This is a genomic window from Hoylesella marshii DSM 16973 = JCM 13450 (assembly GCF_000146675.1).
GTDB lineage: Bacteria > Bacteroidota > Bacteroidia > Bacteroidales > Bacteroidaceae > Prevotella > Prevotella marshii.
This window is the reverse complement of record NZ_GL397214.1, coordinates 796788-809629: the sequence shown is the minus strand read 5'-3', so window position 1 is coordinate 809629 and position 12842 is coordinate 796788. Positions and strand designations below refer to the sequence as shown.

Sequence of the window (12842 nt, the reverse complement as noted above, 5' to 3'; positions counted from 1 at the left end):
TGGCTACTCCTGTTTATAGGTGGCGGTGATGTCGGCCATGGTGCGCTCTATCACCTCAATGGCTGTGTCATCAATTTGACCGGAAGCCAATTGGTCGATGACTGCATGATGCGTGGAGCGCATCTTGTCTAAGAACGTTTCCTGACATTCGCGCACTTTTTCCACGGGAACGGCCTGCATCAATCCCTTTGTTCCGCAATACAGAATGGCCACTTGCTCGCCTACGGGCATAGGGCTGTATTGGGGTTGTATGAGCAATTGGTTGTTTTTTCTTCCTCTGTCCAGTGTCATGGCCGTTACGGCATCCATGTCGCTGGAGAATTTAGAGAAAGCCTCAAGTTCGCGATATTGCGCCATGTCTATCTTCAGCGTACCGGCCACTTTCTTCATACTCTTGATTTGCGCCGAACCTCCTACACGACTGACGGAGATTCCAACGTTGATGGCAGGACGGAAACCTTGGTTGAAGAGGTCGGACTCTAAGTATATCTGTCCGTCGGTAATTGAGATTACATTCGTTGGAATGTAGGCAGAAACGTCTCCTGCCTGCGTTTCAATAATAGGTAAGGCTGTAAGCGATCCGCCGCCTTTCACATGCCCTTTCAGACAAGCTGGCAAATCGTTCATTTGTTCGGCCACTTCCTGTTGGTCGTTGATACGTGCGGCACGCTCCAACAAACGGCTATGGAGATAGAACACATCGCCCGGGTAAGCCTCGCGACCCGACGGACGACGAAGTATCAACGACACTTCGCGGTAAGCCACGGCCTGCTTCGAGAGGTCGTCATACACAACGAGAGCAGCTTCTCCTCTGTCGCGGAAATACTCGCCGATAGCAGCTCCGGCAAAAGGTGCATAATACTGCATGGCGGCAGGGTCGGCAGCGGTAGCCGACACAACGATAGTGTAAGCCATGGCACCATGTTCTTTTAAGGTGGAAACTAATGCAGCAACGGTAGAAGCCTTCTGTCCGATGGCTACATAGATACAATACACGGGTTTCCCTGCTTCGTAAAAGCTCTTCTGATTGATGATGGTATCAATGGCGATGGCCGTCTTTCCTGTCTGGCGGTCTCCGATAATCAATTCGCGCTGACCGCGACCTATCGGTATCATTGAGTCTACAGCTTTTAGGCCTGTTTGTAGAGGTTCCTTTACCGGCTGGCGGAAAATAACACCGGGGGCTTTCCTGTCAAGGGGCATTTCAAAGGATTCGGACAAGTCGAGTTCTCCTTTTCCATCGATAGCTTCACCCAATGGATTGATAACACGTCCTAACATATGGTCGTTCACGCGGATACTTGCAATGCGTTTGGTACGCTTCACCACCATTCCTTCTTTGATACCGGAGGTAGTTCCAAGCAAGACACATCCCACGTTATCCTCCTCCAAGTTCATGACGATAGCCATGGTGCCGTTTTCAAACTCCAGCAATTCATTGGCCTCGGCATTCTTTAGTCCGTAGATACGTGCCACACCGTCACTAACCTGTAGCACGGTGCCCACTTCATCGAACTGTGCTTCGTCGCTAAGGTCTTGCAATTGTTTCAGCAATACCTCCGAGACTTCACTTGGTTTTATTTTATCTGACATTTTAATAGATTTGAGTTATAATATAAAAGGTATATACCCGAGTTTGAATCCATCACAGGATTTTGTAACGAGAGAACCTCTCTACGAATGTTTCAATTGCGAGAGGATGGTACGCAGGTTGCGTTGCACACTGGCATCCAACCGATATGTATCATACTCCAATATGAAACCTCCGAGGATTTCGGGCTTCACTTCGGTCTCAAACTCCACGGTTCCCTTGGTTCTCTCTTCCACCATTTGCTGCATTCGCTGCCTGATTTTCGGAGAAGCGGTCGCCGCTGTAATGAGCTTTCCTTGGGTAATATTTCTCTGTTGTCGGTAAAGTGCGATATATGAACGTGCCATAAAGGGCAGGATATTCTCTCGGCCTTCACGCAGCACGAGGGCTATGAAACGTTTTGTAATATCGGTCACTTTTTCGCCGCAAGCTGCCAGCAGAATAGCCTCTTTCGTAGACTTCGCAAACATGGGATTACCTATCGTCTGCCCCAAGAGTGGCATTTCAAGATAATTGCTTGAGAGAAGCTGCATCTCATGATATACATGCTCCTCAACGTAAGCCTCCATGCTGCACTTTAGCAGTGCCCTCGCATAGCGAACCGATATGATACCTGTATCCATAAACTATCCTAACCCGTTCTTGTGTTCAACAGAAATCTCGTCCAACAGCCGGTCAATCATATCCATTTGAGACCGTTCAGTATCTAATTTCTGACGCAATACTTTCTCAGCTATCTGTACAGAGAGTTCAGCCACTTGTAGGCGAATGTCGCGTATGGCATTCTGTTTCTCGCCCTCTATTTCCGCCTTCGCTTCGGCCAAAAGGCGTGAGCTTTCTGCCTGTGCTTTGGCTTGGGTAGCCTGCACAATGGCTTCCCTTGTCTCTGCGGCCTCTTTCAGTATGGTGGCTTGTTTCTCACGTGCCTCCTGCAAAATGGATTCACTTTCCTTTTGGATATTGGTGAGTTTCTCATTTGCTTCATGAGCTTTTCTCAGACTATCGTCGATGTAGGCCTTACGGTCGTTCACCATTTTGATGATAACGGGGAATCCCCATTTCCATAAAACGGCGAGGACGATGATAAAGACTATCGCCATCCAAAAGAGCAAACCACTATCCGGAATCAATAAATCCATAGACTGTGAATTACGTTGTTTACTTGTGCGCTAAGCACTTCCTTAAAGGACGATAGCCAAGATTCCGGCAATAACGGCAAACAGAGCCACACCTTCCACGAGGGCTGCGGCCACAATCATACCCGAACGTAAATCTCCTATCTTCTCGGGTTGGCGTGCCATGGCATCCATAGCCTGTCCGCCGATACGTCCGATACCGATACCTGCACCGATAGCAGCCAAACCTGCACCGATAGCACCACCTACTTTTGCAATAGCAACATCTGCCAATAATAATGATAACATAGTCTGTAAATTTTAATAATGATATTGATATATTCTTTGTTTGATATTGATAAAATGCTTATGATTCTGTCACCACAGGCGTTTTGTGTTCATGCTTTACGCGTGCCAATGAGATGAAGATGGCACTCAACATGGTGAAAACCAAGGCTTGGATCAAGCATACAAGTACCTCGAGCAACGTCATGAAGATGCTCATGCCCACGCTTACTATCGTCATCGACGTTCCAGCAATGGCACCCAGTCCGAACATGATGAAGATGATGCAGACAAACGTCAGGGCAATGGCATGGCCTGCCATCATATTGGCAAAGAGACGCACGATGAGTGCAAACGGTTTCGTAAAGATGCCGAAGAACTCTATAAACGGGATGATGGGCAGCGGAGCCTTGAGCGGAAGGGGCACGTCCGGCCAGAAAATCTCTTTCCAATACTCCTTTGTGCCGAAGACGTTGGTCACTATAAACGTGCAACATCCTAAAAAGAATGTGCAGGCGATATTACCCGTCAGGTTACCGCCACCGGGGGGAAACGGGATGAGTCCCATGATGTTGGCAGTAAAGATAAAGAAGAAGCAGGTAAGCAAATAGGGTGCAAACTTGTCGGCATCTTCTTTTAAAGTCGGTTTGATGATGTCGTCATATACGTACATCACAAACATGTGCATGAGTCCGATGAATCCTTTCGGGGCTTCATCCGTCACCCTGTGCTTTCTGCACCAGCGTGCAGGGATGAGGATACACAGCAACAGCAACACGGCATCTATGAAAAGTGTGCATACGGTCTTGGTCATGGAAATGTCCAAGGGTCGTACCTCTGTCCCGTTCACCTGCTCGCATATCTTATTCGGGTACTGTTTTCCCCCTGATATATAGAGCCCGTAAGGCCCCGGACGGTTGCCTTGTGCATCTTTCTCATGGGCAAATTTGCTGCTGCTGAATACATGCCATCCTGTGGAACTCTTCACAATGACCGGCAAATGTAGGGTAATATGCGTGTGGCCGATGTCAGTGACATGCCATTCATACGAGTCTTTGATATGCCCCCATAATACTTCCTGCACATCTACAGGCGACTTCTCTTCGGTTGCGCTCATAGGGAGAACAATCGCAAGAAGGAGTATGACGGATAGTATATATTTGATTGATTTCATTTTCATTGGTTTTTCCTCTGCTTTTCTATGCGGACAAAGAAGATACACTCTAAGGCCAGCAGGGCTATATAATAGGATAGGAACAAGACGACAAAGGGTATCACCTCGGGGCATCCCCTGTATATCAGACAGAACACCAGCACTACCAATGCCGACAGAAACAGGCGCAGACCCGATGCCGCCATATAGAAAAGCGACAGACGTGCGGGAGCTTTCCTTGCCGTTATCGTCCATGCCGATACGTATGCCTCGTTCATCAATAGTGAGAATACCACAGGTACCAGCAGCGACGGCATCATCACACGGCCACAATAATAGTTCATCATAGGCAACGCTGTCAGTGACAGGGCAACTACCAACCATAGGCTGTATTTGCGAAACCGCTTTCCTATTGCGTCTACTGTCATTGTCTTTTCCATCCGTATGCCCTTTTTGTCGCACTCCTAAATGTTCGTAGCCATTCAAAGCTACATTTCCACAACTAATGATACCTCGTTTCTTTTTACTTCCACGAAGCCTCCTTTGATGTTGAAATGCACTTTGCTGTCTTTAGCAGTGTACTCCACTTTGCCTTCTTCCAGTGATGAGATGATGGGCGCATGGTCTTTCAGTATCTCGAAACAGCCCAGTGTGCCGGGCACCAATACGCTTTCCACCTCACCATCGAAGACGATTCTCTCGGGAGAAACTATCCTTAACTTCAAGCTCATTCTGCGTCGTTTTAATCAACAGTCGACCGGTGTGGCCTTATGCCTTGGCAGCTTCTAACAGTTTCCTGCCTTTTTCTATGGCATCTTCTATGGTACCTACGTTTAGGAAAGCCTGCTCCGGAAGGTTGTCTACCTCTCCGTCAAGTATCATGTTGAAGCCTTTGATGGTATCTTCAATGCTCACCATGGCACCTTTTACACCTGTGAATTGTTCGGCCACAGTAAAAGGTTGCGACAGAAAACGCTGCACGCGCCGTGCTCTGTTCACCGTCTGCTTGTCCTCATCACTTAATTCGTCCATACCCAAGATGGCAATGATATCCTGCAACTCTTTGTAACGTTGCAGTATCTGTTTTACCCGTTGTGCGCAGTCGTAGTGCTCTTTGCCAACTATCAGCGGGTCGAGGATACGGCTTGTGGAACCCAGCGGGTCTACGGCGGGATAGATGCCTAACTCCGTTATCTTACGGCTTAACTCCGTCGTGGCATCAAGGTGGGTAAAGGTTGTAGCGGGTGCGGGGTCGGTCAAGTCATCGGCCGGCACATATACGGCCTGTACCGAAGTGATAGACCCTCTTTTTGTGGAGGTGATTCGTTCTTGCATCGTCCCCATCTCTGAGGCAAGTGTAGGTTGATAACCTACGGCAGAAGGCATACGTCCCAATAGGGCTGACACTTCCGATCCTGCCTGAGTGAAGCGGAAAATGTTGTCGATAAAGAACATGATATCGGCCGGCTCGCCGTCTTTTCCTCCGTGATCGCGGAATTCCTCGGCCACGGTAAGTCCTGATAGGGCTACGGAAGCGCGCGCGCCGGGTGGCTCGTTCATCTGACCGTAGACCAAGGTGGCTTGCGATTGTTTCAGTTCTTCGGGGTCTACGAGGGATAAATCCCATTTGCCTTCGTCCATGGCTTTCCGGAATGCCTCGCCATAGCGAATTACGCCCGATTCTATCATGTCGCGAATCAGGTCGTTACCCTCTCGGGTACGCTCTCCCACGCCAGCAAACACGGAATAGCCGTTGTGCCCCTTGGCAATATTATTAATCAGCTCCATGATAAGCACTGTCTTACCCACGCCTGCACCTCCGAAAAGGCCTATCTTGCCGCCTTTCATATAGGGTTCGAGCAGGTCGATGACTTTGATTCCCGTAGCCAGCATTTCTTTGTGGGTGGAGAGGTCTTCAAATTTCGGCGGCTCGCGGTGTATGGGATAGGCTCCTTCCATATCAAGGGAGGCCATACCATCAATGGGTTGCCCGATAACGTTCATCATACGTCCTTTGATTTGTTCGCCGGCCGGCATAGTGATAGGGCTGCCTGTAGACAATACTTCTAATCCGCGTTGCAGACCGTCGGTATTGTCCATCGCCACGCATCTCACGGTGTCTTCACCAATGTGTTGCTGCACTTCTATCACTAATTCGCGACCATCGGTGCGGCGAACTTTCAACGCATCGTGAATTTTGGGTAACACCTGCTCTGCATCTTGGCCTGCTGTCTCGAAGTAAACATCGATGACAGGACCTATGATTTGAGAGATGTGTCCGTTTATTGGGGTCATAAGTTGTATTTGTTTTTATATTTTAATACGTCAGTTTCGCTTTTATGATAGGGCAAAAATAGCAAATAAATCTGTATGCAGCAAATTTATGAGGATATTTATTGTGGATGAAGATGCAAAAGCAGTCTAAAGGGTGGTTTACATTCGTAACTTTTCACCCCGTTTTTGTGATGATTCTTTAGTATTTGATGTCCAAAAGTTCGAGATCGCAAGTTTTAAGGGTCTTAAAATTACGATTGATAAGTCGGCATTCGTACCCTGTACAGATGGCGTTTGTCCTATGTACAGATGCCGTTTGTCCTATGTACAGATGCCGTTTGTACAGGGAAAGTTCGGCAACCTTTCTTACGGCAAATGGTATCGTTTGTGGGATTCTGTCACACCTGCAACACTCCATTTAGGAGAACGTTCTATATGCCCGGTGCGCAGTCTGGCTGACATCTTACACGCTTTGCTTTCCGCTTTGCACCATCTTGAAAAGCGAACCTGTGGGACAAACAAACCTGCAATAGGGGCGGGGAACCCATATTGACAACACTGCGAAGACAATGCCCAACACAATGACCGTCCATGAAGCGGATTGAAAGATGAAAGCCGAGAATATCTCGTAGTCCATCCATTCCATCCCCGTGCCAATAAGCATCAGCATCATCAGCGTCACCCACAATCCGCGTCGCAACATGTCGAGACACTTCACTAAGTGTGTACTCATACGTATCTTTCGACGCGTAGCTTTACCAGCCAACTCCTGTAACGAACCGCAAGGGCAGATGTGGTTACAATAATGATTTTTTTTACCAAAGAAAGGATAGATAAAAGCAGTTGTGAGCATGATGAACGATACAAGAACAGTCAAGGGATTGATACCATTGGCGATATAGCCCGTGAGTTGTGCATAGGAGATGAATGTGCCGCACCAAAAGCCTGGCACAGCAACGTTGAGTATCAGTTGTAATGTGCGGTATCGTTTATGCCGATAAAATAGGGGAATGATGGCACCCATGAGTACCACAATGAGACATAACGCAGTCTTTGGCGATAAATCAATGCGTTGCCACAGCGAGGGGCGTTTCGCTTGCTTGGTGGCATATTGCAGACCGCGCTGCACGTTGATAATGATGGCATGCGATGAGAAGGTGGCTCCTGAAACGGCATCCACGTGCATTCGTGCAGCCTCGGCAAGTGTTTTGCCGTTCCAGCGCACCAATAATTGACGGGCTTCATCAAAGAAATCGGGCGTTTCTGCATTCTTCAGTGCTACCACGCGTACCACACGGCCTTCGCGTAGGTATATCTCCAGCGGTACATGCCCTGCATAACCTACCACATCTTTGGCTAATGGTGCTGTATTGATAACCACCGTACCATCGGAAAGTGTACGTAGGGTATCGGGTACAATCTTCTTAACCTTGGCATGAGTGGCCGGTTTTATCTCGTGCCCCAAGATGCGATGGTCGCGATGATAAGCGGCAACAAAGATAATCAAGGCACATGCTACGAGGCGCACGGCAATCATTAGTTTGTCTTTCATCATCGTCACTTGTCAGATTTTACAAGCCTGCATCAGGTTCATCTTCAATTGATAATAGGCGGGGCTCATATCTAAATAATGTGCATGAGGATTGTTGAAACGTTGCTCCTCTTTCCATATTTCTGTGTCGAGCTGATGCCTCACGTAGCTGCGTATCTCGTTGAGCGAAGGAGCCGTCATCGTGCGTTGACCGTTGCTGATAACGAGTTGTTGCAACGGTTTTGCTGTGCAATGGCGGAATTGCCGTTGTTGCCAAGGCTTGTCGGGCGAAATATAAGTGTAGGGAACCGACAGGTCGGGTGTTTCGTCACGGCAGGTCAGCAAATCGGCTACGGCCTGTCCCTCTTCGCTGTAGATACGATACACACTCTTTAGCCCGGGATTGGTAATCTTCCCTATATTCTCAGATAACTTTATTTTCGGCACAAAATGACCATCGCGCTCCACGGCCACCAGCTTATAGACCGCTCCGAACATAGCATCGCTGTACGACGTGATAAGTCGTTCGCCAACGCCGAAGCTGTCGATACATCCGCCTTGTGTGAGCATCGATGAAATCGTGAACTCATCGAGACTGTTGGAACCGAGTATCCGACAGTCTTGCATGCCGGCATCGTCGAGCATGCGACGCGCTTTCTTCGAGAGATAGGCCATATCACCCGAATCGATACGGATGCCCAACAATCGTTCGCCGCGTGGATGAAGCACTTCGTGTGCCACTCGGATGGCTGTCGGCACACCCGACTCCAGCGTGTTATACGTGTCCACAAGAAACACGCTCTTGCTACCGTAGATGTCGGCATAGCGGCAGAAAGCATCGTATTCGTTTTCGTAGAACATCACCCAGCTGTGTGCCATTGTGCCTACAACGGGAATACCAAACTGTTTGCCCGCGAGCACAGTGGCTGTATTTGCCACGCCACCGATGTAGGCAGCCCGCGCACCATAAACGGCAGCGTCGAGGTTATGTGCCCGTCGCGCGCCCATGTCGGAGATGGCTCTTCCTTGCGCCGCTCTGACAATGCGGTTGGCTTTCGTGGCGATGAGCGACTGATGGTTGATAATCGTCAGCAGTGCCGTCTCAATGAGTTGCGACTGCGCCAGTGGTGCCACAATTGTGAGTATGGGTTCGTTGGGATAGATGATGCTTCCTTCGCGGAATGCGTACACGTCGCCCGTAAAACGGAAGTCCTTTAAGAATGCGAGGAAGCGTTCGTCGAAAAGGCCTAAGCTTCGCAGATAGTCGATGTCTTCATCGTCGAAGTGCAAGCCCTCGATGAGTTCCACCACTTGTTCCAGACCGGCAAAGATGGCGAAACCGCCTCCATCGGGATTACGGCGATAGAACACGTCGAAAGCGACGCGGTCGTTTTCGTTTCCGTTGAGGAAATAACCGTTGGCCATCGTCAGCTCGTATAGGTCGGTCATCATGCTGATGTTTCTTTTGTCGAATTGTGTCATAGCTCTTTAGGGAATGAAAGTACTTACTCGTTTACTCGTACAATTTGGGTCGGTGCCTGCTCCTTGTTTCGTCGGTTGGTCACAGTTACTACGGCCTGTGCTAAATTGATGAATGCCTGACCGGTGGCCGTGTCCACGCTCATAGCGGCCGGTGTGCCTTTATCTCCGCTCTCGCAGATGCTCTGCACGATAGGAATCTGTGCCAGCAGCGGCATGTTCATTTCCTTGGCCAGATTCTTGCACCCATCTTTCCCGAAGAGATAATACTTGTTGGCGGGCAGTTCTGCGGGCGTAAACCATGCCATATTCTCTACCAGCCCGAGGATGGGCACATTTACCTTGTCGTTTCGATACATGTCGATGCCTTTGCGTGCGTCGGCCAACGCCACGTTCTGCGGTGTGCTTACGATGATGGCTCCCGTGATGGCCAACGTTTGCAACAGAGTAAGATGGATGTCGCTTGTGCCGGGTGGTGTGTCGAGAATAAAGAAGTCGAGCTCGCCCCAATCGGCATCAGCAATGAGTTGCTTCAGCGCATTCGAGGCCATGCTTCCTCTCCACAGCGTAGCCGTATCGGCATCGACGAAGAATCCGATACTCAACAGCTTCACGCCGTATTTCTCTACGGGCAGAATCAGGTCTCTGCCATCTTTCTTTATCGCGTAGGGGCGTTCGTCTTCCACATCGAACATCTTGGGCATCGATGGCCCGAAGATGTCCGCATCAAGCAGTCCCACCCGATAGCCGAGCTTTGCCAAGGCGATGGTCAGATTGGCGGCCACCGTGCTCTTACCCACGCCACCCTTGCCGGAGCTGACTGCTATGATATTCTTTACATCGGGCAGCAATTTGCCCACTTCGGGACGGGGCTTCGAGGCAAACTCCGTAGCGATGCTCACCTCCACAGCTTTGTCCACATGGTAATGGATAGCCGCTTCGGCCGCTTTCACAGTAGATTTCAGAAACGGGTCGGTATCGCGCGGAAAGATAAGCGTAAACGACACCTTCATGCCGTCTATCCGCACATCATCGGCTAACATACCGCTTTCTATCAGATTCTTTTTCGTGCCGGCATAAGTCACTGTGGCCAAGGCATCGGTTATCAACTTGGGATATAAAGTCGTCATATTGTTTTTGTTATCTGTTTGTCATTGTTTTGTCTCCGCATCTTGTTCGCGGGCAACTGCAAAGGTACGGCAAAAGGCTTGAATGGCAAAACGAAACCTCCTGATTTTAATCTTTGAGCACTCTATATATAATATGGTGTCTTTTTTATGCAAAACAATGGTTTGCGGGAATTGATTGTGTTCATGGAATGCGATGGTCTTCATATAAGGAAAGGAAAAGTCTTAATAGCATCGATTGCGGCAAAGTTTTCGGGCTTTTTCTTGTTCGTTTCATCATCTTTATGTATCTTTGCCGCGGTAAAAAGAAGTTGAAGTGTTAAATCCATCATTCAAGAACATAGCTACCTTATTATATAAAGGTATCGACAAGACGCAGAAAAAAGTGTATTTTTCTGCATCTTTTAACGCTTTATATTTGCATACACCGGAAAAAAGTGTAACACACACACACACACACACACACACATTCGCACCGCCAGTCGGATAATACTTTAAACACTTTCGCATACGCGCGCGAGAAGCGTGCCGCATCCCCTATAGGCAAAGGACTCCAAGGAGTTTCCTTTGTTCGCTTTTTCGTGCCCTTTTGCCAAGCCGCGCAAGAGGGAAATAACGATGATTTAATGAAAGATATTCAGGTTAAACATTTACGATAAATAAAGAGAATATGAAGAAGAAAATTACAATTATCCTACTGTTAGGCATCGTATTTCTGCCCATATCCGTTTTAGGGCAGGACGTAGACTTCACTTATACAGCCAATGGCGTTACTTGGAAATGTACAGGATCGGATGGAGGAACCTCATATGCCAGTGCAATAATCAATGGTGAAATAAAAGGAAGTGCTACGTTCACAGGAGAATTACACTTTCCGTCAATAGTGAGTGATGGAACCTATTCATATCCTGTGAGAGGGATAAAGGGAAAAGCTTTTGAAAATTATACTGGCGCAACAAAGCTAATACTTCCTGATAATCTGGGATATTTATGGGAGGGTGCTTTTCGCAATTGCACAGGATTAAAAGGCGAATTAAAAATCCCCAATCATGTTGAGCATATATACTCTGGTGATGAGTTCGAAAACTGTACCGGTATAGAATATATCACATGGGGCGAGGGTTTTGGCATGCACTATTCTAATCCTGTTTCCGGATGTACGAATGCGCGGTATATAGATTTCACCAAGGCAACTGTCGGCGTTACTAGTTACTATGGCGAATGGAATCGAAATATTCTTTTCTGCCCTTACAGTGGTTTGATGAATCACACCCTTGTATATCTTCAAGATGCGGCAGAAGAAACCAAGTTTAAAGTCGAGGAGGAAAACATCATTCACAAAGGCAAGTGCAAAGTATTTAAGGTGTACGATGCCTACAGCTACCGCATTCCCTACGCTTTCACGACCGAGACTGCCCAGTGCGACCGTGTATTTTCCAACACCAGCGGCAAGAGCGTGAGCACCCTCTTCTTGCCCTATCCTACCAACCTGCCCAACGGCATGCAAGCCTACGAGCTGGTGAAGAAAGACCTATCGTGGGGTACTTCTAAAGCATTCTACTTCCGCGCTTTGCCTACTGGAACCCGTCTTGAAGCCAACAAGCCCTACCTTGTGCGCATCACCGACGGAGCCACCCACACCCTGCCCGTGATGACGAACGTAGAAGTGCCCGTAAGTCCAGCCGGCTACACCACCGAAACCCTTGCCACCGACGATGGCGACTGGGCCTTCTGCGGCACCACCGAGCGCATCGACAACGCCGCTGCTACTGCCAAGAAAGCCTACTATCTAAGTGGCAACAAGTGGTATCCCGTGCAGAACGGCATGGCCAACGATTACATCGCCCCTTTCCGTTGCTTCGTCTACAGCAAGTCGGGCACGGCACCCGCCAAAGGCTTTACAATGGTGTTTGACAATGAGAGCGGTACAACCGACATCCGCCAATTGGAGAACGATACCGAAACCGACCTGAAGAGCAACACGCATCGCATCTACACGCTCGACGGTCGATACGTGGGCACCGACTACAATGCCCTGCCCGGCGGCGAAATGTATATCATCAACGGCAAGAAGTTTTATAAATTCTAAAGGAGGAAAGAAATGAAAAAGCAAACATACATCTCACCCCGCATCGAGGTGATTCATATCAACGACATCGACGCTGTGATGCAAACCATCTCTCTGCCCATATCTCCGGGCGGAGGCCCTGGCGGTGGCGGCGATGCCAAAGGCGGCTCCTTTGATGAAGACGACGAAGCGCACGGGCAGAGTATGGCCGGCTACGAG

General features: G+C 48.8%; 13 protein-coding genes. 2 read left to right on the top strand and 11 right to left on the bottom strand.

The window, feature by feature from the left end; all coding sequences use genetic code 11:
* Positions 1-3: 3 nt before the first annotated feature.
* From atpA to HMPREF0658_RS03360, 11 genes are all read right to left on the bottom strand, one after another.
* Positions 4-1593, bottom strand: coding sequence for a F0F1 ATP synthase subunit alpha (atpA, locus tag HMPREF0658_RS03410; RefSeq protein ID WP_006948538.1), 1590 nt, complete (start codon positions 1591-1593; stop codon positions 4-6).
* An 81-nt stretch (positions 1594-1674) separates the two neighbouring features.
* Positions 1675-2214 (bottom strand): F0F1 ATP synthase subunit delta, encoded by a 540-nt coding sequence (locus tag HMPREF0658_RS03405; protein ID WP_006948537.1) that lies wholly within the window; start codon positions 2212-2214, stop codon positions 1675-1677.
* Between the two features lie 3 nt (positions 2215-2217).
* Positions 2218-2730, bottom strand: a complete 513-nt coding sequence (atpF, locus tag HMPREF0658_RS03400) for a F0F1 ATP synthase subunit B (protein ID WP_006948536.1) — start codon at positions 2728-2730, stop codon at positions 2218-2220.
* A 42-nt stretch (positions 2731-2772) separates the two neighbouring features.
* A complete protein-coding gene (gene atpE, locus HMPREF0658_RS03395) occupies positions 2773-3015 on the bottom strand; it encodes an ATP synthase F0 subunit C (RefSeq protein WP_006948535.1) in 243 nt (80 codons plus the stop codon).
* A 58-nt stretch (positions 3016-3073) separates the two neighbouring features.
* The gene (locus HMPREF0658_RS03390) at positions 3074-4165 is read right to left on the bottom strand and encodes a F0F1 ATP synthase subunit A (protein WP_040557830.1); all 1092 of its coding nucleotides are present in this window, start codon (positions 4163-4165) and stop codon (positions 3074-3076) included.
* A 2-nt stretch (positions 4166-4167) separates the two neighbouring features.
* On the bottom strand, positions 4168-4572 hold the full coding sequence (locus HMPREF0658_RS03385; RefSeq protein ID WP_139047705.1) for a hypothetical protein: 405 nt from the start codon (positions 4570-4572) through the stop codon (positions 4168-4170).
* Between the two features lie 60 nt (positions 4573-4632).
* Positions 4633-4875, bottom strand: a complete 243-nt coding sequence (gene atpC, locus HMPREF0658_RS03380; protein ID WP_006948533.1) for an ATP synthase F1 subunit epsilon — start codon at positions 4873-4875, stop codon at positions 4633-4635.
* A gap of 37 nt (positions 4876-4912) precedes the next feature.
* The gene (gene atpD / locus HMPREF0658_RS03375) at positions 4913-6439 is read right to left on the bottom strand and encodes a F0F1 ATP synthase subunit beta (protein ID WP_006948532.1); all 1527 of its coding nucleotides are present in this window, start codon (positions 6437-6439) and stop codon (positions 4913-4915) included.
* A 442-nt stretch (positions 6440-6881) separates the two neighbouring features.
* Positions 6882-7973, bottom strand: coding sequence for an FMN-binding protein (locus tag HMPREF0658_RS03370; protein WP_006948531.1), 1092 nt, complete (start codon positions 7971-7973; stop codon positions 6882-6884).
* Positions 7974-7982: 9 nt separating this feature from the next.
* Positions 7983-9431: a nicotinate phosphoribosyltransferase gene (locus HMPREF0658_RS03365; protein WP_006948530.1), complete on the bottom strand. Its 1449-nt coding sequence runs from the start codon at positions 9429-9431 to the stop codon at positions 7983-7985.
* Positions 9432-9454: 23 nt separating this feature from the next.
* A complete protein-coding gene (locus HMPREF0658_RS03360) occupies positions 9455-10558 on the bottom strand; it encodes an Mrp/NBP35 family ATP-binding protein (RefSeq protein WP_006948529.1) in 1104 nt (367 codons plus the stop codon).
* A gap of 667 nt (positions 10559-11225) precedes the next feature.
* Here HMPREF0658_RS03360 and HMPREF0658_RS03350 point away from each other — a divergent pair.
* Positions 11226-12644 (top strand): leucine-rich repeat protein, encoded by a 1419-nt coding sequence (locus HMPREF0658_RS03350; protein WP_006948526.1) that lies wholly within the window; start codon positions 11226-11228, stop codon positions 12642-12644.
* Between the two features lie 12 nt (positions 12645-12656).
* On the top strand, positions 12657-12842 hold a 186-nt coding region (locus HMPREF0658_RS03345; protein ID WP_006948525.1), incomplete at its 3' end, for a hypothetical protein.

Excerpts from the sequence above, each read along its gene's own strand:
- HMPREF0658_RS03370 (WP_006948531.1), bottom strand. The coding sequence starts at position 7,973 with ATGATGAAAGACAAACTAATGATTGCCGTGCGCCTCGTAGCATGTGCC.
- HMPREF0658_RS03390 (WP_040557830.1), bottom strand. The coding sequence starts at position 4,165 with ATGAAATCAATCAAATATATACTATCCGTCATACTCCTTCTTGCGATT.
- HMPREF0658_RS03365 (WP_006948530.1), bottom strand. The coding sequence starts at position 9,431 with ATGACACAATTCGACAAAAGAAACATCAGCATGATGACCGACCTATAC.
- atpE (WP_006948535.1), bottom strand. The coding sequence starts at position 3,015 with ATGTTATCATTATTATTGGCAGATGTTGCTATTGCAAAAGTAGGTGGT.
- atpF (WP_006948536.1), bottom strand. The coding sequence starts at position 2,730 with ATGGATTTATTGATTCCGGATAGTGGTTTGCTCTTTTGGATGGCGATA.
- HMPREF0658_RS03405 (WP_006948537.1), bottom strand. The coding sequence starts at position 2,214 with ATGGATACAGGTATCATATCGGTTCGCTATGCGAGGGCACTGCTAAAG.
- atpD (WP_006948532.1), bottom strand. The coding sequence starts at position 6,439 with ATGACCCCAATAAACGGACACATCTCTCAAATCATAGGTCCTGTCATC.
- HMPREF0658_RS03350 (WP_006948526.1), top strand. The coding sequence starts at position 11,226 with ATGAAGAAGAAAATTACAATTATCCTACTGTTAGGCATCGTATTTCTG.
- HMPREF0658_RS03360 (WP_006948529.1), bottom strand. The coding sequence starts at position 10,558 with ATGACGACTTTATATCCCAAGTTGATAACCGATGCCTTGGCCACAGTG.
- HMPREF0658_RS03385 (WP_139047705.1), bottom strand. The coding sequence starts at position 4,572 with ATGACAGTAGACGCAATAGGAAAGCGGTTTCGCAAATACAGCCTATGG.
- atpC (WP_006948533.1), bottom strand. The coding sequence starts at position 4,875 with ATGAGCTTGAAGTTAAGGATAGTTTCTCCCGAGAGAATCGTCTTCGAT.
- atpA (WP_006948538.1), bottom strand. The coding sequence starts at position 1,593 with ATGTCAGATAAAATAAAACCAAGTGAAGTCTCGGAGGTATTGCTGAAA.